The organism is Nocardioides candidus (assembly GCF_041321175.1).
Taxonomy (GTDB): domain Bacteria; phylum Actinomycetota; class Actinomycetes; order Propionibacteriales; family Nocardioidaceae; genus Nocardioides.
This window is the reverse complement of record NZ_JBGGWC010000002.1, coordinates 149944-170716: the sequence shown is the minus strand read 5'-3', so window position 1 is coordinate 170716 and position 20773 is coordinate 149944. Positions and strand designations below refer to the sequence as shown.

The window sequence follows — 20773 nt, the reverse complement described above, 5'->3', positions numbered from 1 at the left end:
GGAACCTGCCCTCCTGTGCGTGGGAAGGGTGCCTCGCGAGTCTTGGCGACGTCGAGACCGACCGGGTCTCGCGATGCGAAAGTGGGTCCGTCATGTCTGCTCTGCGAATCTCCGTCTCCAAGGCGGCCGCCGCGGTGATCAACGCGATCATCAGCATGGTCGGGCTCGCCGTCTCGATCGCGCCCCTGTCCCTCGGCGCCGACGGGGTCGCCGACCGCGGTGACCAGCCGCCCTTCGCGGCACTGGTCGTCGGCGTGGTGCTCGGTGTCCTCGGTCTCGTCGGCAGCATCGGCATCTGGCGCGGGGAGCGCTGGGGCTCGCTGCTGACGATCGGCGTCCGTGCGCTCGACGGCCTCGGATCGCTGTTCGGAGTCACCGCGTCGGACCTGACGCTCCGCTCCCTGGCCATCCTCAGCGTGGTGGCGGCCGTCCTGGTGATCTACCTGCTGCTGCGGCGGGACGTCCGGGAACCTGCCGAGGCATGACGACAGCGCTCGTCTCGACGAGTCAGCGGGCGGTGCGCCTGCTGCTCGTCGTGGCGCTGCTCGTGGCCGCGCTGCTGACGACGTACGTCGTCGTCGGTGCGGTGCTCGGAGCGGACGGCCCGATCGACCTCCGGTGGCCGCACCTCGTCGCCCTCGGCGCCGTCGTGCTGGCGGAGGAGCCGCTGCGGAGGTGGCTGGTGCCCGGGGTGCACGAGCTGCTCGACCAACGACGCGAGCCCTACGAGACCATCGTCGCGCTCTCGACCCCGGCGCCCAGCACGACCTCGGCGGCTGCTGCCATCGCCCACGCGGTGGGGCTCCCGTTCGTGGAGGTCGAGGTGGACGGGTCGGTCGACCGGGTAGGCGTCCCGGTCCCGGGTGCCGACCCGGTCGTGCTCTCGATCCGGTACGGCGAGGAGGTGCTGGGCACGCTCCGGACCTGCGCCCGGCGTCCCGGTGCCCAGCTCTCCGCGGCGGACCGACGACTGCTGCGCGACCTCGGCGGCCAGGTCGCCCTGCGCCTGATCGCCGAGCAGGCGACCGCGCAGCTCGCCCGGGCCCGCACCGACCTCGTGACCGCGCGAGAGGAGGAGCGGCAGCGGATCCGCAACGATCTCCACGACGGCTTCGCGCCGTCCCTCGCATCGATCAACCTCCAGCTGAAGGCTCTTCAGAGGAGGACCGCACCGGATCCTGCGATCGAGGCATCGATCGAGCTCCTGCTGCAGAGCATGCAGCAGGCCTCGAGCGAGCTGCGCCGGATCGTCTACGACCTCCGGCCGCCGCTGCTCGACGACCTCGGGCTCCGAGGAGCCCTCGAACGAGGTGCGGCAGCGGTGGAGACGACGCGCGTCACCGTCGCCGGCACCGAGGAGCATCTCCCCGCGGCGATCGAGGTCGCGTTCTTCCGGATCGCCACCGAGGCCATCCGCAACGCCGTGCGGCATGCGTCCGCGAGCCGGGTCGCCGTGCGGATCAGCGTCGAGGACGGGCATGCTCTGGTCGTGGTCGACGACGACGGGATCGGGCTGAGCGCGGACACGGTTGCGGGCGTCGGTCTCTCCTCGATGCGGCAACGCGCGGAGGAGCTGGGCGGCTCGTTGACGATCCGCGCCGTGCCCGGTGGCGGCACCCGCGTCGCGGCAGAGATCCCGTGCGGAGGTGGCCATGATCAGGGTGCTCGTCGTCGATGACCATGCCCTGTTCCGCAGCGGGGTCAGAGCGCTGGTCGACACGATCGACGCAGCCGAGGTCGTGGGCGAGGCGGCGAGCGGCGTCGAAGCGGTGTCCGCGGCAAGCGCGCTGCAGCCGGACCTGGTCCTGCTGGATCTCGAGATGCCCGGCGGGTCCGGCCTGGAGGCCATCCCGGGGGTCAGGGCGGCTGCGCCGGGGGCCGCGATCCTGGTGCTCACGATGCGTGACGACGAGCCGGCCGTGCGCACGGCGCTGCGCGCGGGGGCGCGGGGTTACCTGCTCAAGGACCTGGAGCCGGACGAGCTCGTGAGAGCCATCGCCATGGTCGCGCGTGGCGACGCCGTCATCGGACGGGACGTCGCGGATCGGCTCGCCGAGCTTCTCGACCGGACCTCGGACGCGCGCTCCTTCCCCGAGCTCACGGACAGCGAACGCGCCACCCTGCGGCTGATGTCGCTCGGCCGGACGAACGGCGAGATCGCCGGCGAGCTCTACCTCAGCGTGAAGACGGTGCAGAACTACGTCAGCCGGATCTTCGTCAAGCTGGCCGTCGCCGACCGCGCGCAGGCGATCGTCCTCGCGCGGGAGGCGGGGCTCCACACCGAGGCGTCATGAGTGCGTCGACCATCGCCGTCGTGGGCGGCGGCATCGTGGGTCTCGCCGTAGCGCGGGAGATCACCCGCCGCTTCCCGGACGTAGGGGTCACGGTGCTCGAGAAGGAGGACCGGGTCGCCGCGCACCAGACCGGCCACAACTCCGGGGTGGTCCACGCGGGCATCTACTACCGCCCCGGCAGCCTCAAGGCCGAGCTCTGCGCACGCGGACGGGTGCTGCTCCGCGACTACTGCGCGGAGCACGCGCTGCCCTACGACGAGTGCGGCAAGCTCGTCGTTGCGGTCGACCCCACCGAGATGGGGCGGTTCGACGCGCTGGAGCGCACGGCCGCCGACAACGGCGTCCCCGGCCTGCGCCGCATCAGCCGCGAGCAGATCGGCGAGATCGAGCCGCACGCCACCGGCCTGGCTGCTCTCCACTCCCCGCACACGGCGATCACCGACTACGTCGCGATCGCACGGCGGATGGCTCAGGAGGTCGTCGCGGCAGGGGGAGAGGTCCTGCTCTCGACCGCCGTGACCGACGTGCACCGCTCCGGCCGCGGCAGCCGCCTCCAGGTCGTCACCGACCGCGGCGAGGTCCACCACGTCGACCAGGTGGTGCTCTGCGCCGGCCTGCAGTCCGACCGGCTCGGCCGGCGGGTGGACGGTGAGCGCGAGCCGCGCATCGTGCCCTTCCGCGGCGAGTACCTCCGCGTCACGCCCGCGAAGCAGGACCTCGTGCGCGGCATGGTCTACCCGGTCCCCGACCCGCGCTACCCGTTCCTCGGCGTGCACTTCACGCGCCGCACCGGCGGCGGGCTCGAGGTCGGACCCAACGCCGTGCTCGCGCTCGACCGGGAGGGGTACGGCGTCCGCCCCCATGTCCGGCTCGGCGACGCGGCGGCGACGCTGGCGCACCCGGGGTTCTGGCGGATGGCGCGCACCCACTGGCGCACCGGCGTCCGCGAGGTGCGCGGGTCCCTCTCGACCCGTGCCTACCTGCGCGACGCGCAGCGCTACGTGCCCGCCATCGGTCCGGAGGACGTCGAGCGGGCCGGGGCCGGCGTACGGGCCCAGGCGGTCGCCCGCGACGGCGCGCTCCTCGACGACTTCGCGATCGTGGCCGGAGCCGGCGTCACGAGCGTGCGCAACGCGCCCTCGCCGGCAGCGACCTCGAGCCTCGCCATCGCGGCCTACGTCGTGGATCGGATGGTCTGGTGAAGACTGGACCCGTGCTCCTGCCCATGCTCGCCACCCCCGGGACCCACGTGCCGGCCGGAGAGGAGTGGCGCCACGAGGTCAAGTGGGACGGCGTCCGCGCGATCACCACGGTCGGCGGCGGCGGGGTGCGGATGGTCAGCCGCAACGGCAACGACATCTCCGGCGCATGGCCGGAGCTCATCAGGCGGCCGGGCACCGGCGACCTGGTCGTTGACGGCGAGATCATCGCGCTCAACGAGCGCGGCCTCCCCGACTTCCGCGTGCTGGCGGAGCGGATCCACGTCCGCAAGGCCACGGCGGTGGCGCGCCTCGCCGAGCGGGTCCCTGCGACCTACATGGTCTTCGACCTGCTCCGCCTCGGCGCCGAGGACCTCACCGCGCTGCCGCTCGCCGAGCGCCGGGCGCGCCTCGAGGCCCTGGACCTCGGCGGCTCGGGCTGGCAGGTGCCGAGTGAGTACGACGACGGCGGCATGCTCTTCGACGCCACCAAGGCGCAGGGGCTCGAGGGCATCGTGAGCAAGCGCGTCGACTCGCGCTACCGGCCGGGGGAGCGCAGCCCGCACTGGCTGAAATTCGCGCACCGCCACCGGGCGTCCTACGTCGTCGGCGGCTGGCGGCCGCAGACCGGCGGCACCCACCTCGCCTCCCTGCTCGTGGGCCGACCGACGCCGGACGGCCTGCTCTACCGCGGTCGGGTGGGCAGCGGGATCGGGCCGAAGCAGTCGAGGGTCCTGACCGAGCTCGTCGCCGGGCTGGCCCGCACGACCAGCCCGTTCGCCGACGAGGTGCCGCGCGTCGACGCCGCCGGCACCTCGTGGCTGGAGCCCGTCCTGGTGGTGGACGTCGACACCCACGGCGCCGGCTACGAGCGGCTCCGCCAGCCGTCGTACCAGGGCGTGCGCAGCGACCTGACCCCGGAGGAGCTGGTGGAGGGATGACCGAGGTCCACGTCGACGTCGAGGGACGCACGCTCAAGCTGAGCAACCTCGACAAGGTGCTCTACCCGGCGACCGGCACCACGAAGGGCGAGGTCCTCGACTACTACGCCCGCATCGCGCCGGTCCTGCTGCCGCACCTCGCCGGGCGCCCGGTGACCCGGATCCGGTGGCCGCACGGTGTGCAGACGATGAGCTTCTTCGAGAAGAACGTGCCGCCGGGCACGCCGTCGTGGGTGCGCACCGCCGAGGTGCCGACGACCGGCTCGCGCGGCACCAGCCGGCACGGCGACACGCTGGTCTTCCCGATCGTGGAGGACCTCGCCACCTTGATGTGGATGGTCAACCTCGCGGCGCTCGAGCTGCACGTGCACCAGTGGACGGTCGACTCCTCGGACGAGCCGCTCGGTGCCGACCGCCTGGTCGTCGACCTCGACCCGGGGGAGCCCGCCGGCCTGCACGAGTGCTGCCGCGTCGCGCTGGTCGCCCGCGAGGTGCTCGCCTCCCGGGGCCTCGACCCGCGTCCGGTGACGTCGGGGAGCAAGGGACTGCACCTCTACGCCGACCTGTCCTCCTACCTGCCCTCGGAGGAGGTCAGCGGCGTCGCCAAGGAGATCGCCGAGGAGCTCGCAGCGGCCCACGGCTCCCTGGTCACGGCCACCATGACGAAGGCCAAGCGCCGGGGGAAGGTCTTCTTCGACTGGTCGCAGAACGCCGGCTCGAAGACCACGATCTCGCCGTACTCGCTCCGCGGCCGCGACCGTCCCACCGTCGCCACGCCCGTCACCTGGGACGAGGTCGCGGCGGGTGCCGACGACGAGCTGGGCCTCGAGCAGTTCGGCATGACCGAGGTGCTGCAGCGCGTCGAGGAGTACGGCGACCTCTTCGCCCCCGACCTCGACTAGGAAAGCTGCCTGCGCATCCCGTAGACGTCGAACTCGCTGACGGCGCCGGAGTCGGCCTCGCTGAGCGAGCCGCCGTCGACCTCGTCGAGCGTGGCGTCGATGAGCAGCTGGAACTCCGGCGAGGGTGCGGTGACCCGGATCGGGGTGGTGTCGACGAGCCAGCCCTCGCGGCCGAGCTCGTTGAGCACGCCGATCAGCGTGGTGTTCTTCTCGGACACGATGCCCTCGAAGCCGTCGGCGCCCTCGATGAGGTAGACCGGTCGCGCGACCGACAGCGTGTTGGCGTCATAGAGCGGCAGCCACAGGCGCGCGTACTCGTACGACGACGTGTTCATGCCTCCAGCATAGGACCGACCCAGGACACCGGCGCCAGGGTTTCCCGCTGGAATCAGGCGGAGCGGAGCGGGCGGATCGCCGCGGGGTCCACCAGGTTGCCGGGATCGGCGGCGGCGCCGAGCACCGCCCCGCTGCCCACCACGGCCGGCTCGTCGACGACGTCGGCGACGATCACCGTGACGTTGTCGCGGCTGCCGGCGTCGAGCGCGGCGCGCACGAGGTTGGCGGTGGCCAGCCGGCTCGACGGGATGGCGGCGAGCTGCGCGATGAGCCCTTCGGGCAGGTAGTCGGTGAGACCGTCGCTGCACAGCAGCAGCCGGTCGCCCGGCTCGAGGTCGAGCCAGAGCAGGTCGGGGATCGGCGCGCTGGTCGCGTCGACGGCCTGGAGCACGACGTTGCGGTAGGGCGACGCTGCCGCCTCGGCGGGCGTCATCCGACCGGCGTCGACGGCGGCCTGCACCATCGTCATGTCGTGGGTGAGGCGGCTGAACGCGCCGTCGCGCAGCAGGTAGGCGCGCGAGTCGCCCACGTGGGAGAGCGCGGTGCGCTCCCCGTCGGTGAGGATCGCGGTGAGGGTGGTCGCCATCCCGACCCGCCGCTGGTCGGCCTCCACGCCGATCACCAGCTGGTGGTGGGCCTCCTCGGTGGCCGCCTCGAGCAGGCGCATCGGGTCGAAGCCGGGGTGGGCGAGCGCTCGCGCGCTGACGACGTACGACGCCGTGGCCGATGCCACCTCGCCCGCTGCCGCGCCGCCGACGCCGTCGGCGATGCACAGGAGGTAGGGACCCGCGAAGCCCGCGTCCTCGTTGTTGTCGCGCACCCGTCCGGTGTCGCTCTCGGCGGAGTAGCGGAACTGCAGCATCTCCCTCACCCCTTCCACGCCCGAGTGTGCCCGTGTTGCCTGTCCAACGGCTAGGGGAGGGCGATGAGTTCCCGGTGGATCAGCTCGGGCTAGGAGCGGAAGCCGACCTGCCCGGCGCTGCTGCGACCGATGTGGACGTAGGCGATCTTCTCGGCAGGCACGACGGTGCGCTGGCCCTTGTTGTCGGTGAGCGTGACGACCCCACCGGTGCCGATCGCTTCGGTCACGAGCTTCTCGATCGCGTCGGGGGTCTCGTCGGTCTCGACGGTCAGCTCGCGGGCGGCGTACTGCACGCCGATCTTGACCTCCACGGTCATCTCCTTCTCACTTGCCTGGCCGGGCTGTCGCCCGTCGAACCGAGCCTAGTCGGTGAGCGGATAGCCGCGGATGCCGCGCCAGGCCAGGCCCGAGACGAGCTCGACGGCCTGCTCGCGGGAGAGCCCGCCGGAGTCGGTGAGCCAGAAGCGCGCGCTGACCTGGCTGATGCCGACGAGCGAGACGGCGAGAAGGCGGGCGGCGGCCGCCGGGAGCCCGGTGTCCTCGGAGATCACCTCGGTGATCATCCCGGCGCACTCGATGGTGACCCGGTCGACGTGCTCGCGCACGGCGGGCTCGCTGGTCAGGTCGGACTCGAAGACCAGCCGGAAGGCACCGGCGTCGTGGGCGACGTAGGCGTAGAAGGCGTCCATCGCGGCCGCGACCCGCTGCTTGTTGTCGTTGGTCGACTCCAGCGCCGCGCGGCAGTTCGCGATGATCGTGTCGCAGGCGTCGTCGAGCAGGGCGAGATAGAGCTCGAGCTTGCCCGGGAAGTGCTGGTAGAGCACGGGCTTGGAGACGCCGGCGCGCTCGGCGATGTCGTCCATCGCGGCGGCGTGGTAGCCGTGGGCGACGAACACCTCCAGCGCGGAGGCGAGCAGCTGGGCGCGGCGCTCGCGGCGCGGCAGCCTGATTCCCCGGGGGCGGCGCGGGTCCTCGACGCCGTACGACCTGCTGACCACGCCGCAACCCTACTCCCGAGTAGGTCCGGGACCCGGCAACCCCCCGGGTCCGGATGACGGGACGTGTCGGGCCGCCTCGGGGCCGCCAGGGACGATGGAGCGCGGGGGGAACAGGAGGGCTGGCGCCGCTGTTAAGCCCAGACCGCCGCGAGCAGCGGCATCCGCAGACATCCGACGAGGAGCACACCGTGAGCTTTGCGCCGCTGGTCGAGCCGGCCGACGAGCTGACCATCGACGAGGTCCGTCGCTACAGCCGCCACCTGATCATCCCCGACGTGGGCATGGCCGGGCAGAAGCGGCTCAAGAACGCCAAGGTGCTGGTCATCGGCGCCGGCGGCCTGGGGAGCCCTGCGCTGCTCTACCTGGCGGCGGCCGGGGTCGGGACGCTCGGCATCGTGGAGTTCGACACCGTCGACGAGTCCAACCTCCAGCGCCAGATCATCCACGGCGTCAGCGACATCGACCGGCCCAAGGCCGAGTCCGCCAAGGAGTCGATCGCCGAGGTCAACCCCTACGTCAACGTCGTGGTCCACAACGAGCGCCTCGACAACGACAACGTCTTCGAGATCTTCAAGGGCTACGACCTGATCGTCGACGGCACCGACAACTTCGCCACCCGCTACCTCGTCAACGACGCGGCGTACTTCCTCGGGATCCCCTACGTCTGGGGCTCGATCTACCGCTTCGACGGCCAGGCCTCGGTCTTCGCGCCCACGATGGCCGACGACGCTCCCTGCTACCGCTGCCTCTACCCCGAGCCGCCCCCGCCGGGCATGGTCCCGAGCTGCGCCGAGGGCGGCGTGCTGGGCGTGCTGTGCGCGAGCATCGGCTCGATCCAGGTCAACGAGGCCATCAAGCTGCTGGCCGGCATCGGCGACCCGCTCATCGGCAAGCTGATGATCTACGACGCCCTCGAGATGGAGTATCGCAAGCTGAAGGTCCGCAAGGACCCCAACTGCGCGCTCTGCGGCGAGAACCCGTCGGTCACCGAGCTCATCGACTACGAGTACTTCTGCGGTGCGATCTCCGAGGAGGCCGCCGACGCGGCCGCCGACTCGACGATCTCGGTCGGCACGCTGGAGCACATGCTCAAGGAGCGCGAGGAGGGCACCCGCGACTTCGTCCTCGTCGACGTGCGGGAGCCGGTCGAGTACGAGATCAACAAGGTCCCCGGCTCGGTGCTCATCCCGAAGAACGAGTTCCTCAACGGGTCCGCGCTGGAGAAGCTGCCCGCCGACAAGCAGGTCGTCATGTACTGCAAGACCGGCGTCCGATCGGCCGAGACGCTCGCCATCGTGAAGGGTGCCGGCTACGCCGACGCCGTCCACGTCGGTGGGGGCGTCGTGGCATGGGTCAACCAGATCGACCCCAGCCAGCCGGCGTACTGACGTCACGGGAGCCCCACCCGTAACCGGTCGGTGCGGTCGTCGTTGACCTCGATGACTGCGGTTTCTCGTGTCCCCGGGACCGCGTCCTGGATCTCCGGTCGTACACCGCACCGAGGGAGCACCTGAGAGCCTCGTCGCCACAGCGACGGGGCTCTCGGCGTACCTGGGGGTGGCTCCGGGCAGGATGGACGGCGTGGACCGGGTGAGGGCGGAGTACGTCGAGCAGGTGCTGTCGTGCGTCGAGGCGGTCCCGCCCGGCCGGGTGACCACCTACGGCACGATCGCTGCGCACGTCGGCGGCGGACCTCGCCAGGTCGGCTGGGTCATGTCGCACCACGGCGGCCCGGTGCCGTGGTGGCGCGTGGTGCGCGCCGACGGCTCACCGCCGCCGTGCCACGAGGGCACCGCCGACGGGCACTACGCCGAGGAGGGCACGCCGCGCAACGGACACGGCCGGGTCCGGATGCGCGAGGCGTTCTGGGACCCGGCCGTGCCGGAGGAGTGATCGGGCTGCGGTCGGGTCAGCCCAGGGCGGCGACGGCCGCGTCGTAGTCGGGCTCGGTGCCGATCTCAGGGACGAGCTGGCTGTGGACGACCGTGCCGTCGCTGTCGACGACGACGACCGCGCGCGCCAGCAGGCCCGCGAACTTGCCGTCCTGGAGGGTGACGCCGTAGTCCTGGCCGAAGCTGGAGCGGAAGGCCGATCCGACCTGGACGTTGTCGATGCCCTCGGCGCCGCAGAAGCGGGCCTGCGCCATCGGCAGGTCGTGGGAGACGTTGATGACCGTGGTGTTCTCCAGGCCGGACGCGAGCTCGTTGAAGCGGCGGACGCTCGCCGCGCAGACGCCGGTGTCGACGCTCGGGAAGATGTTCAGCACGGCACGCTGCCCCTCGGGGAGGGTGATCGTGCTGAAGTCGGACCCGACCAGCTCGAACGCGGGCGCGGCCGAGCCGGTCGCGGGGAGGTCGCCGACGGTGGTGACGGGGTTGCCGCCGAGTGCAGTGGTAGCCATGGCGCCATTCCTAGCAGGTCGGTGCCCGGCGCCTCGGCGCCAGGTCACCGCAGGCGGCCGAGCTGCCCCACGGCCTGCCGCACCTCGAGCAGCCGCCGCTCCCACGTGATGCCGACCGTCGTCAGCAGCGCACCGGCGAGACCGATCCAGACCCACTGCGGCACCTCGCCGGCGTAGGGCCCGAGCTCGCGGAGGACGACCAGCGCACCGACCGCGGAACCGACGAGCAGCGGCGCGCTCCACCGCAGCGCCGCGCCGACGACCGTCAGCACCAGGCAGGCGGCACCGAGGACCAGCGCGCGGGTCGACAGCGGGTCGCCGAGGACGAGCAGCAGCGAGGGGAGGGTGCCGAGCAGCAGCCCGGGCAGCAGCGCCAGCTCCGTGCCGGCGTCGGGGTGGCGGCGCAGGTGGACGAGCCCGATGACGGTGAGGGCCACCGCCAACGGCAGCAGGTACGGCTCCGGCGCGCTGACGTCCTGATCGCCGAACCAGACCCACGACGCGAGCGTGAAGACCGGGAGTGCCGCCCACACCAGCGCGCGGCGCGACTCGTGGAGCAGCGCCGAGGCCGAGAGGACCACGCCGAGCACCACGAGGTGCAGCGCGAGCGAGCCGTCGGGGTCGTCGGCGGCGAAGATCGCGGGAGGCACGGCGACGAGAGCCACCGCGGCGGCGGGGAGCTCGATCTCCAGGCGCGGCCGGGCGACGGCCAGGACGCCGAGGAGCAGCAGGAGGGGACCACCCAGGAGCGCCGCGTCGACACCGGCCGCGCTGCCCGCCGACCAGACCAGGACCGCGAGAGCGGGGGACAGTGCGACGGCGCCGAGGGCCCGCAGCTGGGCGGACCGACCGACGAGGTGCAGGACCACGGCGAGGCCGGTGACCGTCACTGCTGCGACGACCACGACGGGCGTGCTGAACAGCGCCAGCACCACGCTCACCCAGCCCACCACCAGCGCCGCCACGCCGAGCACGGTGTGGCGCGTGCCCGGGGCGGTGAGCGCCACGACGAGCGCTGCGACCGCCACGAGGTCGAGGGTGACGATGACGGAGACCAGCGCGACGTCGTACGACGCCAGGGTGACCGCGGCGGCGAGGCCGGTGACGAGCAGGCCGGTGTCCCACCAACCGCGGCCCGGCCGGCCCTGTGCGACCACCAGCGCGAGGAGGGCGAGCGGCACGAGGGCGGACGGCACCGTGAGCAGCGGCTCGGTGAGCGCGTCCGGCCGGTGGAGCACGACGTCGAACGGGCTGCTCGAATCGAGCGAGGCGATGCGCAGCAGGGCGACGACGCCGGCCGTCGCGTCGAGGGCGACGAGGATCGACGAGCCCACGACCGCAGGGGCCAGCGCGACGGCGCGGACGGCTGCCGGGAGGGTAGCGTAGGCGACTACCCAGGCGGCGGTGACGGCCAGCGCGACGCCGCCTCCGACAGCGGCGGACTCGTCGGTGCTGGGCAGCACCGCGGCGATCGTGACGAGCAGGGCGCCGAGCGACCCGCCGGCCACGAGGAGGTCGCGCCGCCGCGTGACGAGCCCCGGTGCGAGGGCGGTCGCGGCGGAGACCAGGAGCGACCATCCCGCACCCTCGACCCAGGTGCCGCGCACGGTCAGGTCGGTCAGGCCGGTGCCGATCGCGAGCAGGACGGTGGCACCCCAGACCGTGGCCGTGGCGATGCCGACGCTCCACGCCCGCACGGGGAGCGCCCGGCGCGAGAGCCAGGTGACGCCCGCGCCGACCACGACCAGGCCGTTGCCGACGACCAGGCCGTGGCCGGTGGCGGCGACCAGGCCCGTCCAGCCGAGGAGGTAGCCGATGCCCACGAAGACCTGCGGTGCGACCAGGCGCGGCCCGTCGTCGAACCGGGGCAGGGCCATCGCCGTGCCGCCGAGCGCCACCACCAGACCGGTCGCGGCGACCGCCCAGCCGCTCGACGAGTCGCCGAACCAGCCGGCCGCGTGCGCACCGAGCACGTCGAGCCCGAGGAGGCCGAGGGCCACGACGCTCATCGACTCGCCGGCCACCCGCAGCCGGAAGCGGTTGAGCAGGACCGAGGAGCCGGCGGTCGCCGCGGTCAGCGTCAGCAGCACGGCGGTGCGGCCGCCCACGCCGAGCACGGACCACGACACCGCCAGGAAGACGATGGCCGCGACGAGCAGGCACAGCGCACCGAGACCGAGCAGGATCTTCGGTACGGCGGCCATGCCGATGCCGCTGCGCACGGGCACGGGCATGGGCACAGGTGCCGGCGCGGTCGCAGGCCTCGACGGGGGAGGAGGGGGTGGGAGGACGCCGCCGATCACGGGAGCCGCGGGCGCGGGAGCCGCGGGCGCGTTGACCGGCGGAGTGGGCAGCGGCTCGGCGACCGTCGCCCGGAGCTGACCGACGAGGACGTCGGCGTGCTTCAGCGTCGCGAAGAGCTCGACCGCCAGCGGGTGCCGCACGGGGAGGGAGCAGGTCGGGCACGAGGCCGCCCCGCGGGGCAACGGGGACCGGCAGTCCGGGCACAGGAACGGATCGGCGTAGCGCATGTCATCCATCTCCCCATGAATCCCCCGGGCCGCCCATCGCGGCGCTACTCGACCCGTGCTGAGTACTGGTACTCAACCCGCGGAGTGCTCCGCCCATCATCCACAGCCCAGCCCACAGTTTGTGGATGAAGCGCCGCTGTCCTGTGGACACTGCGCGCATCGCTGTGGACGACACGCCGGAACCAGGAAACTCGTCGAGTTTCCTCCTCCGAACCCCTTGCGCGCCCTGCGAGAACGGGCATACAACTTCTCCCACGAGCTCCTCCGGGAGATCGGGATCAGCCGGAAGGCGAGGATCCACACGGAGCACGAACCCTCACGGGGGAGTGCACCGCACGGGCCGGGTGACGCGGTCGGTGGGATCCCAGCAAGCCGGCCGGATCGATCGGGAGCGTCACCAAGTACCGATCAAACCGAAGGGCCGTTGTGACTCATACTCACGACGGCCCTTCACCTTTTTCGGCCTCGGCGAGGAGGGGTCCGGCACCCGGTTTGGGTGGACCCGCCGGTAACCCCTAGCGTCGTCGCCGTGCTCTACCAGGCGCTCCACACCGTCGTACCGCCCCTCGCCAAGGCCGTGTGGCGGCCCGACGTGCGCGGTCTCGACCGCGTGCCGGCGACGGGGCCGGTCATCCTTGCGAGCAACCACCTCAGCTTCGTCGACTCCGTGGTGATCCCGATCGTCGTGCCGCGTAAGGTCGTCTTCCTCGCGAAGTCCGACTACTTCACGGGCACCGGGCTCAAGGGAGCGTTGTCGAAGGCCTGGTTCGGCGGGCTCGGCATGCTGCCGGTCGACCGCGACGACTCCGCGGCGGCGATGGGCTCGCTAGTGACCGCGCTCGAGGTGCTCGGCCGCGGCGAGGCCTTCGGCATCTACCCGGAGGGCACCCGCTCGCGCGACGGCCGGCTCTACCGCGGTCGCACGGGCGTGGCCCATCTCGCGCTGACGTCGGGTGCGCCCGTCGTACCGGTCGGTCTCGTCGGCACCGAGCGGCTGCAGCCGATCGGCACGACGGTCCCGCGGCTGGCGAAGGTGACGGTGGCGTTCGGCGAGCCGATCACCGTTGCAGGCGAGTACGACGGCCTCGCCCCCGGACGCGCCCGGCGCGACCTGACCGACCGCATCATGACCGCCGTCGCGGAGCTGTCCGGGCAGGAGCCGGCCGGCGTCTACAACGACCGTCCGGTGCTCGACGACTGACGCGGAGGTGCTCGTGCCGGCAGCGCGCTGGCTCGCGAGCGGCACCGCGAGGTGGCCCAGGTGAGGCCGGGATCGCGCACCCCAGGGTGATCCGTCGGACCCGGATGGTTGGCTGTCCGACGACATGACCGCCTCGCCGACCACCACCTACCGCCTCGCCGCGCCCGCGCCGCCCACGGCGCCGCCGACGCTCGACGAGCACCAGCGGCGCGTCGTCGAGCACGCCGGTGGACCGCTGCTCGTGCTCGCCGGCCCCGGCACGGGCAAGACCACGACGATGGTCGAGGCGATCGTCGACCGCATCGAGCGCCGCGGCGCGACCCCCGACTCGGTGCTGGCCCTCACGTTCTCCCGCAAGGCCGCCGAGCAGCTGCGCGACCGGATCACCGCGAGGCTCGGCCGCACGACGGCGACCCAGCTGAGCGCGACGTTCCACTCCTTCGCCTACGGGCTCGTGCGCAGGTTCGCCCCGGCCGAGCTCTACGAGGGCCCGCTGCGGCTGCTGTCCGCCCCGGAGCAGGACGTCGTGCTGCGTGAGCTGCTGGTCGACCACCCCGAGTCGGTGACGTGGCCCGACCGCTTCCGCCACGCCCTCGGCACCCGCGGCTTCGCACGCGAGGTGCACGCGGTGCTGTCCCGGGCGCGCGAGAAGGGCCTCGACGGCAACGACCTGCGGCGTCTGGGCGAGGCCGAGGGCGTCGAGGAGTACGTCGCTGCCGGGCTCTTCCTCGAGCAGTACCTCGACTCCCTCGACAGCCAGGGCGCGACCGACTACTCCGACCTGATCCGCCGCGCCCGCATCGAGGCGGAGGTGCACCGCGACGTCCTTCGTGCCGACTACCAGCACGTCTTCGTCGACGAGTACCAGGACACCGACCCGGGACAGGTCGCGCTGCTGCGAGCGATCGCCGGCGACGGGCGCGACCTCGTCGTGGTGGGAGACCCGCACCAGTCGATCTACGGCTTCCGGGGCGCCGACGTGCGCGGCATCCTGGAGTTCCCGACCGCGTTCCCGGCCGCCGACGGATCGGCGGCACCGGTCGTCGCACTGCGCACCACCCGCAGGTTCGGCCCGCGCGTGCTCGTCGCCGCGCAGCGTGTCGCCGGTCGGATCGGGCTCCCGGGCTCGATCGACGCCGCCGCGCGTGAGGCCTTCCTCGCTCCCGTCGCCGTCGGCGGCGCGACGGGCGACCGGGTCACCGTGCGGACGTTCGACACCGAGCGGGCCGAGGCCGAGCACCTCGCCGACCTCCTGCGGCGCGCGCACCTCGAGGACGGCATCGCCTGGCACGACATGGCGGTGCTGGTCCGCTCGGGGCGGGGGAGCATCCCGCCCCTGCGGCGCGCGCTCGGCGCAGCGGGCGTGCCGGTCGAGGTCGCGCGCGACGAGCTGCCGCTCGTCCGCGACCCGGCGGTGCTGCCGCTGATCGAGGCGCTGCGCGCGGTGGTGAACCTCGACAACGACGACGTCGACGACATCGGCCACGTCGACGCCGGCCGGGCGGAGGCGCTGCTGACCGGCCCGTTGGGCGGCCTGGACGCCGGCGACGTACGACGCCTCGCCCGTCGGCTGCGCAGCCGGGAGAAGGACCGGGCACAGGCCGACGGGGGCACGCCGCGGTCGTCGGCGACGCTCATCCGGTCGGCAGTGGTCGAGCCCGCGACGCTCGAGGGCATCACGGGGCCGGAGGCCGAGCGGGCACGGGCCCTCGCCGGCCTCCTGGCCACGACGCGCGCCCGCCTCGAGGAGGGCGCCGACGCCGAGGACCTGCTGTGGGCGCTGTGGTCGGGCACGTCCTGGCCCCAGCGGCTACGGCGAGCCGTCGACGCCGGGGGCGGCGCGGCACGGCGCGCCCACCGCGACCTCGACGCCGTCTGCGCGTTGTTCGACGTCGCCGGCCGTGCCGCCGACCGGCGCGAGCACCTCGGTGTCGCGCCGTTCCTCGAGAGCCTCGTGCAGCAGGAGATCCCGGCCGACACCCTGGCCGAGCGCGGGGTGCGCGGCTCCGCCGTACGACTGCTCACCGCGCACCGCAGCAAGGGCCTGGAGTGGCGCCTGGTCGTGGTGGCCCACGTCCAGGCCGAGGGCTGGCCCGACCTGCGCCGCCGCACCACGCTGCTGCAGGCCGACCGCATCGGCGAGGGTCGCCTCGTCCCGCCGGCCACCGCCCGCGAGCTGCTCATGGAGGAGCGGCGGTTGTTCTACGTCGCGTGCACGCGCCCGCGCGAGCAGCTCCACGTCACCGCGGTCCGGTCGCCGGACGACGAGGGGGAGCAGCCGTCGCGCTTCCTCGACGAGCTCGGCGTCGACGTCCGCCACGTCGTGGGACGCCCGCCCCGGCCGCTGTCGCTGACCGGCCTGGTGGCCGAGCTCCGCCGCACCGTCGCCGACCCCGGCTCCGAGGAGGGCCTGCGGGCCGCCGCCGCCCGGCGACTGGCCCGGCTCGCGGCCGAGACCACACCCGACGGGCACCGCGCGCTCGTCCCGGCGGCCGATCCGGCGCACTGGTGGGGCACCCGGTCGGCATCGCTGTCGCCGACGCCGATCCGTGCGGTCGACGGTCCGGTGCCGGTCTCCGCGAGCCTGCTGGAGGGGCTCGCGACGTGCCCCACGCAGTGGTTCCTCACCCGGGAGGCGGGAGGGGTCGCCCGCGCCCACCAGTCGGCCAACCTCGGCGAGCTGGTCCACGCGCTCGCGCAGCGGGTCGCCAGCGGCGAGGCGCCGCCCGACCCCGACGCGCTGCTCGCGCTGGTCGACGACGTCTGGGACCGTCTCGACTTCCGCACGCCCTGGTCCAAGCAGCGCGAGCACGATCGGGTGCGTGCCGCCCTCGAGCGGTTCGTCGACTGGCACGAGGCCAACCCCCGCGCGATCCTCGGCCTCGAGGAGGGGTTCGCGACGGTCGTCGACCTGCACGGCGAGCAGGTGCGCATCACCGGCTACGCCGACCGGGTCGAGGTCGATCCCGCGACCGGCGCCGTGGTCGTGGTCGACCTCAAGACCGGGCGCAGCAAGCCGAGCGACACCTCGGTGAAGACGCACGTGCAGCTGGCGCTCTACCAGTACGCCGTCGACCACGGCGCGCTCGATGAGCCCGACGGCAGCGGTGAGCCGCACCGGGCCGGTGGCGCGGAGCTGGTGCAGCTCGGGCTGGTCGACGGGGCCGACGCGGCCACCGTGCAGCCGCAGCCGGCGCACGCCGAGGACGGACCGGAGCGCGACGACCTGCGCGAGCGGCTGGGCCGAGCCGCGGAGATGGTGCGGGCCGAGCGCTTCCCCGCGATCCCCGGGGTCCAGTGCCGCACCTGCACGTTCGTGCCGCTCTGCCCGGCGAGGAGCAGTGGATCGGTGATCGCCCCATGAGTCGCCCCATGAGTGGCCGGGTGGGTGGTCCGTCGAGCGGTCCGGCGATCCGCATCGAGACGCCGGCCGATCTCCAGGCGGCGATGGGGGCGAAGTTCCCGCCGAGCGCGGAGCAGTGGCGGGCGATCGCGGCACCCCTGCGTCCCGCGGTCGTGATCGCCGGCGCCGGGTCCGGCAAGACCACGCTGATGGCGGCGCGCGTCGTCCACCTGGTGCTGACCGGTCAGGTGCGCCCCGACGAGGTGCTCGGCCTGACCTTCACCACGAAGGCCGCCGCCGAGCTGCGGCAGCGGATCCGCACGGCCCTCCTCGACGCCGGTGCCCTCGACCTGCTCCAGGTCGGCGACGACGGCGACGAGGTCCTCGAGCCCACGGTGTCGACCTACAACGCCTACGCCGCCGGCCTGCTGACCGACCACGGGCTGAGGATCGGGCACGAGCCCGACACCCGGGTCGTCACGGATGCCGCGCGCTACCAGCTGGGCGCGCGCGCCGTCGCCCGGTTCACCGGCGACATCACGCAGCTGAGCGACCACCCCGAGACCGTCATCCAGGCGCTCCTCGCGCTCGACTCGGCGATGAGCGAGCACCTCGTGACGCCGGCCCGGGTGCTGGAGCTCGACGCCGACACCCGGCGGGGCTTCGAGCGCGCGCGATCCGAGGAGCTGGCCGGCAAGGCGCGCAAGACCTACGTCGAGAGCATCGAGAAGGCGATCTCGGCCATCGACCGACGCGCCGAGCTGCTCCAGCTGGTGGCGGCCTACCGCCGCCTCAAGGCCGACCTCGGCCTCATGGACTTCTCCGACCAGATCGAGCTGGGTGCCCGGCTGGCCGCCGAGCGGCCGGAGGTCGGCGCGCTCGAGCGTGAGAAGTACAAGGTCGTGCTCCTCGACGAGTACCAGGACACCTCCGTCGCTCAGGCGATCATGCTGTCGCGGCTGTTCGGCGAGGGCCACGCCGTCACCGCGGTCGGCGACCCCAACCAGGCGATCTACGGCTGGCGCGGCGCCTCGGTGTCCAACATCCTCAACTTCGGCGAGACGTTCCCCGCCGCGTCGGGTGCGGTCGAGTCCTACCCGTTGACGATCAACCGGCGCTCCGACCGCCGGATCCTCGACGTCGCCAACGAGCTCGCCGCGCCCCTCTACGGCGCGCTCGAGGCCCGCGGCGTCCAGGTGGCGCGCCTCGCCGCGCCCGCGGAGGCCGAGGCCGGCGAGGTGACCGTCCGCGTCTTCGAGACCCATCGCGAGGAGCTCGCCTGGCTCCCGGCGGCGGTCAAGGAGGCGTGGGGAGGCGAGCCGGGCGACTGGGCACGGATCGGGGTGCTGACCCGCGACAACGCGCACGCCGAGGACGTCTTCGACGCGCTGACCTCGGCCGGGGTGCCGGTCGAGATCGTCGGCCTCTCCGGCCTGCTGCGCCTGCCCGAGATCGCCGAGGTGGTCGCCACGCTCCGGCTCCTCCACGACGTGACCGACAACGCCGCCCTGCTGACCCTGCTCGCTGGCCCGCGCTGGGCGATCGGTCCTCGCGACCTGCGGCTGCTCGGCCAGCGGGCCGGCGAGATCGCCGGCCGCCGTGGTCGCGGGGAGCAGGCGGGCTCGCTCTCCGAGCACCTCGTCGCGATCGCCGATGGCATCGACCCGGCCGAGATCCCCTGCCTCGACGACGCTCTCGCCGACCCGGGGGAGGGCGAGTTCTCTACCGAGGCGCGCGAGCGCTTCGCCCTCCTGCACGCCGAGCTCCGGTCGTTGCGCTCCGCTGTGGGCGAACCGTTGCTCGACCTCGTGCGTCGCATCATCGACACGACCGGCGTCGACGTGGAGCTCTCCTCCGCGGTGAGTCCGGCCGCCGCGGCGCGGCGCGACAACCTCGACCTCTTCGTGAAGGCCGTGGCCGACTTCCGCGCCGTCGACGGCGACGTGACCCTGCCGGCGCTCCTCGCCTACCTGACCGCGGAGGACGACCAGGGCAACGGCCTCGACGTGGCCACGCCCTCGGAGGCCGACTCGGTGAAGCTGCTGACGGTCCACCGGTCCAAGGGCCTGGAGTGGGACTCCGTGTTCTGTGTCGGCGTCTGCGAGTCGCGCTTCCCCTCCGCCCAGGGCCGCACGCTGTGGACCTCCTCGCCCTCGGTGCTGCCTGCTCCGCTGCGCGGTGACGCCGCCGACCTCCCTCAGCTGGAGGGCTACGACAAGGCCGCCCTCGACGACTACCGACGGCGCGCCAACGAGCACGAGGCGGCCGAGGAGCTGCGGCTCGGCTACGTCGCCTTCACCCGGGCGGCGCACCGGCTGTCGGTGACGTCCTACCTGTGGGGAGCGCGCAAGACGCCCTTCGGGCCGTCGGCCTACCAGGAGGTCGTGCGCGACCTGCTGGACGCCTGGGGCGAGCCGCCGGAGGAGTGGCTCGCCAAGCCGGAGAAGGGCGCGCCCCACCCCTACGCCGACGACGACCCGTCGGTCCCGTGGCCGGTCGACGGCCGGGGCGAGGAGGCGCGCCTGCGGCTGGCGGCCGCCGACCTCGTGCGCGGGTCGGATCCCACCGCGCCGGATCCCGAGCTCGACCTCGTGGCGGCCGCACGGGTCGCCGAGTGGGACACCGAGATCGACCGGCTGCTCGCCGAGGCTCGCCGCGACCGCGGGGCGGAGGTCGTCGTACCGCTGCCGGACGCGCTGTCCGCGACCGCGGTCTCGCGGCTGCGCGACGACCCGGCGGGGTTCGCCGCCGACCTGGCGCGACCGATGCCGCGGCAGCCCTCGGCGTCGGCCCGCTTCGGCACCCGGTTCCACGCGTGGGTCGAGACGCGGTTCGGCCAGCAGGGCCTCTTCGACCCCGACGACCTCGCCGGCCGCGCCGACGCCGGCATCGAGGACGAGGCGGACCTCAAGGAGCTGATCGAGACGTTCGAGGCCGGTCCCTTCGCGAGCCGGGTGCCGCACGCCGTCGAGGCGCCGTTCGCGGTGGTGCTCGGCGGCCAGGTGGTCCGAGGACGCATCGACGCGGTCTACGACGACGGCGAGAGCGGCTACCTCGTCGTCGACTGGAAGACCAACGCGCGGCAGACGGCCGACCCGCTCCAGCTCGCGCTCTACCGCCTCGCGTGGGCCGAGCTCACCGGCGTGCCGATCGAGCAGGTCCGCGCCGCGTTCTACTACGTCCGCACCGGCGAGCTCGTCGAGCCCGGCGGGCTGCAGGGACGCGAGGAGCTCGCCGCGCTGCTCAGGCCCGCAGCACCCTGACCGCCGGGGGACTCACGAGGGTCTGGCCGACGACGCAGTAGCGCTCGGTGGCCTTCGCGAGCCGCTCCAGGTCGGCGTCGGACGCGTCGGTGTCGAGGGTCAGCGTCAGCACGATGTCCTGGACACCGATCGGGGCCGACCGGTCGACGCCCAGTGTGCCGCGGGCGTCCCACCACCCGTCGGCCGCCAGCGCTGCGCTCCGGAGCTCGACCCCCATCGACGTGGCGACGGCGCGCAGCGTCACCCCAGCGCAGGCCAGCAGCGCCTCGAGCAGGAGGTCGGCCGAGCAGGCGTCGGAGCCGTCGCCACCTGCAGCGGGGTGCAAGCCGGCGCGCACAGGCCCGGCGAAGCCCTCGACGGTGGCCGTGACGTCCGGGTCGCGGTAGTCACCGCGGGCCGCCGTCGGCGTACGCGCGGAGGCGGGGTCGGTGCGGTACTTCTCCTTGACCGGGGCCTGAGCGGCCTTCAGGGTGGCGGCGTCCATGCCCTGATCATGGCGCGT

General features: G+C 73.3%; 18 protein-coding genes. 11 read left to right on the top strand and 7 right to left on the bottom strand.

Features of this window, described 5'->3' with window-relative positions:
• Positions 1-92 precede the first annotated feature (92 nt).
• From ACAX67_RS10620 to ligD, 6 genes are read left to right on the top strand one after another with little or no spacing between them, the layout of a single operon-like run.
• Complete coding sequence (locus ACAX67_RS10620) at positions 93-485, top strand: hypothetical protein (RefSeq protein ID WP_370703818.1); 393 nt, start codon at positions 93-95, stop codon at positions 483-485.
• Entirely contained in the window at positions 482-1678 is a 1197-nt protein-coding gene (locus tag ACAX67_RS10615; RefSeq protein ID WP_370703817.1) for a sensor histidine kinase, read from the top strand. Before ACAX67_RS10620 ends, ACAX67_RS10615 begins: the two co-directional genes overlap by 4 nt.
• Positions 1653-2294 (top strand): response regulator, encoded by a 642-nt coding sequence (locus tag ACAX67_RS10610; protein WP_370703816.1) that lies wholly within the window; start codon positions 1653-1655, stop codon positions 2292-2294. The genes ACAX67_RS10615 and ACAX67_RS10610 overlap by 26 nt, the downstream gene beginning before the upstream one ends.
• A complete protein-coding gene (gene lhgD, locus ACAX67_RS10605) occupies positions 2291-3496 on the top strand; it encodes an L-2-hydroxyglutarate dehydrogenase (RefSeq protein WP_370703815.1) in 1206 nt (401 codons plus the stop codon). Before ACAX67_RS10610 ends, lhgD begins: the two co-directional genes overlap by 4 nt.
• On the top strand, positions 3493-4434 hold the full coding sequence (locus ACAX67_RS10600; protein WP_370703814.1) for an ATP-dependent DNA ligase: 942 nt from the start codon (positions 3493-3495) through the stop codon (positions 4432-4434). The genes lhgD and ACAX67_RS10600 overlap by 4 nt, the downstream gene beginning before the upstream one ends.
• The gene (ligD, locus tag ACAX67_RS10595) at positions 4431-5336 is read left to right on the top strand and encodes a non-homologous end-joining DNA ligase (RefSeq protein ID WP_370703813.1); all 906 of its coding nucleotides are present in this window, start codon (positions 4431-4433) and stop codon (positions 5334-5336) included. Before ACAX67_RS10600 ends, ligD begins: the two co-directional genes overlap by 4 nt.
• Here the strand turns inward: ligD and ACAX67_RS10590 are convergent.
• The 4 genes from ACAX67_RS10590 to ACAX67_RS10575 form a co-directional block, all read right to left on the bottom strand.
• Positions 5333-5671, bottom strand: coding sequence for a hypothetical protein (locus ACAX67_RS10590; protein ID WP_370703812.1), 339 nt, complete (start codon positions 5669-5671; stop codon positions 5333-5335). The two genes, ligD and ACAX67_RS10590, sit on opposite strands and share 4 nt — an antisense overlap.
• A 53-nt stretch (positions 5672-5724) precedes the next feature.
• Positions 5725-6534, bottom strand: a complete 810-nt coding sequence (locus ACAX67_RS10585) for a PP2C family protein-serine/threonine phosphatase (RefSeq protein ID WP_370703811.1) — start codon at positions 6532-6534, stop codon at positions 5725-5727.
• 89 nt (positions 6535-6623) lie between these two features.
• Complete coding sequence (locus ACAX67_RS10580) at positions 6624-6851, bottom strand: DUF3107 domain-containing protein (RefSeq protein ID WP_370703810.1); 228 nt, start codon at positions 6849-6851, stop codon at positions 6624-6626.
• Positions 6852-6896: 45 nt separating this feature from the next.
• Complete coding sequence (locus tag ACAX67_RS10575; RefSeq protein WP_370703809.1) at positions 6897-7532, bottom strand: TetR/AcrR family transcriptional regulator; 636 nt, start codon at positions 7530-7532, stop codon at positions 6897-6899.
• 188 nt (positions 7533-7720) lie between these two features.
• Here ACAX67_RS10575 and moeZ point away from each other — a divergent pair, with 188 nt between their 5' ends.
• Complete coding sequence (gene moeZ, locus ACAX67_RS10570) at positions 7721-8920, top strand: adenylyltransferase/sulfurtransferase MoeZ (RefSeq protein WP_370703808.1); 1200 nt, start codon at positions 7721-7723, stop codon at positions 8918-8920.
• Between the two features lie 193 nt (positions 8921-9113).
• Positions 9114-9425, top strand: a complete 312-nt coding sequence (locus tag ACAX67_RS10565; RefSeq protein WP_370703807.1) for an MGMT family protein — start codon at positions 9114-9116, stop codon at positions 9423-9425.
• Between the two features lie 16 nt (positions 9426-9441).
• Here the strand turns inward: ACAX67_RS10565 and tpx are convergent, their stop codons facing one another.
• On the bottom strand, positions 9442-9933 hold the full coding sequence (gene tpx / locus ACAX67_RS10560; RefSeq protein ID WP_370703806.1) for a thiol peroxidase: 492 nt from the start codon (positions 9931-9933) through the stop codon (positions 9442-9444).
• 44 nt (positions 9934-9977) lie between these two features.
• Positions 9978-12464 (bottom strand): SCO7613 C-terminal domain-containing membrane protein, encoded by a 2487-nt coding sequence (locus ACAX67_RS10555; RefSeq protein WP_370703805.1) that lies wholly within the window; start codon positions 12462-12464, stop codon positions 9978-9980.
• Positions 12465-12993: 529 nt separating this feature from the next.
• On the opposite strand from ACAX67_RS10555, the gene ACAX67_RS10550 reads away from it, so the two are divergent.
• The 3 genes from ACAX67_RS10550 (at position 12994) to ACAX67_RS10540 (ending at position 20271) form a co-directional block, all read left to right on the top strand.
• Positions 12994-13665 carry a lysophospholipid acyltransferase family protein gene (locus ACAX67_RS10550; RefSeq protein ID WP_370703804.1) on the top strand — a complete coding sequence of 224 codons (672 nt, stop codon included), beginning with the start codon at positions 12994-12996 and terminating at the stop codon, positions 13663-13665.
• Between the two features lie 124 nt (positions 13666-13789).
• Entirely contained in the window at positions 13790-17029 is a 3240-nt protein-coding gene (locus ACAX67_RS10545; RefSeq protein ID WP_370703803.1) for an ATP-dependent helicase, read from the top strand.
• Between the two features lie 8 nt (positions 17030-17037).
• Entirely contained in the window at positions 17038-20271 is a 3234-nt protein-coding gene (locus ACAX67_RS10540) for an ATP-dependent helicase (RefSeq protein WP_370703802.1), read from the top strand.
• On the opposite strand, the gene ACAX67_RS10535 is transcribed toward ACAX67_RS10540, so the two are convergent.
• Positions 20252-20755, bottom strand: coding sequence for an OsmC family protein (locus tag ACAX67_RS10535; protein WP_370703801.1), 504 nt, complete (start codon positions 20753-20755; stop codon positions 20252-20254). The genes ACAX67_RS10540 and ACAX67_RS10535 overlap by 20 nt on opposite strands.
• Positions 20756-20773: the final 18 nt, after the last annotated feature.

Bases quoted from the DNA above. Each gene is read 5' to 3' on its own strand.
- ACAX67_RS10620 (WP_370703818.1), top strand. From the start codon at position 93: ATGTCTGCTCTGCGAATCTCCGTCTCCAAGGCGGCCGCCGCGGTGATC.
- ACAX67_RS10615 (WP_370703817.1), top strand. From the start codon at position 482: ATGACGACAGCGCTCGTCTCGACGAGTCAGCGGGCGGTGCGCCTGCTG.
- ACAX67_RS10610 (WP_370703816.1), top strand. From the start codon at position 1,653: ATGATCAGGGTGCTCGTCGTCGATGACCATGCCCTGTTCCGCAGCGGG.
- lhgD (WP_370703815.1), top strand. From the start codon at position 2,291: ATGAGTGCGTCGACCATCGCCGTCGTGGGCGGCGGCATCGTGGGTCTC.
- ligD (WP_370703813.1), top strand. From the start codon at position 4,431: ATGACCGAGGTCCACGTCGACGTCGAGGGACGCACGCTCAAGCTGAGC.
- ACAX67_RS10590 (WP_370703812.1), bottom strand. From the start codon at position 5,671: ATGAACACGTCGTCGTACGAGTACGCGCGCCTGTGGCTGCCGCTCTAT.
- ACAX67_RS10585 (WP_370703811.1), bottom strand. From the start codon at position 6,534: ATGCTGCAGTTCCGCTACTCCGCCGAGAGCGACACCGGACGGGTGCGC.
- ACAX67_RS10580 (WP_370703810.1), bottom strand. From the start codon at position 6,851: ATGACCGTGGAGGTCAAGATCGGCGTGCAGTACGCCGCCCGCGAGCTG.
- tpx (WP_370703806.1), bottom strand. From the start codon at position 9,933: ATGGCTACCACTGCACTCGGCGGCAACCCCGTCACCACCGTCGGCGAC.
- ACAX67_RS10555 (WP_370703805.1), bottom strand. From the start codon at position 12,464: ATGCGCTACGCCGATCCGTTCCTGTGCCCGGACTGCCGGTCCCCGTTG.
- ACAX67_RS10545 (WP_370703803.1), top strand. From the start codon at position 13,790: ATGACCGCCTCGCCGACCACCACCTACCGCCTCGCCGCGCCCGCGCCG.
- ACAX67_RS10540 (WP_370703802.1), top strand. From the start codon at position 17,038: ATGAGTGGCCGGGTGGGTGGTCCGTCGAGCGGTCCGGCGATCCGCATC.
- ACAX67_RS10535 (WP_370703801.1), bottom strand. From the start codon at position 20,755: ATGGACGCCGCCACCCTGAAGGCCGCTCAGGCCCCGGTCAAGGAGAAG.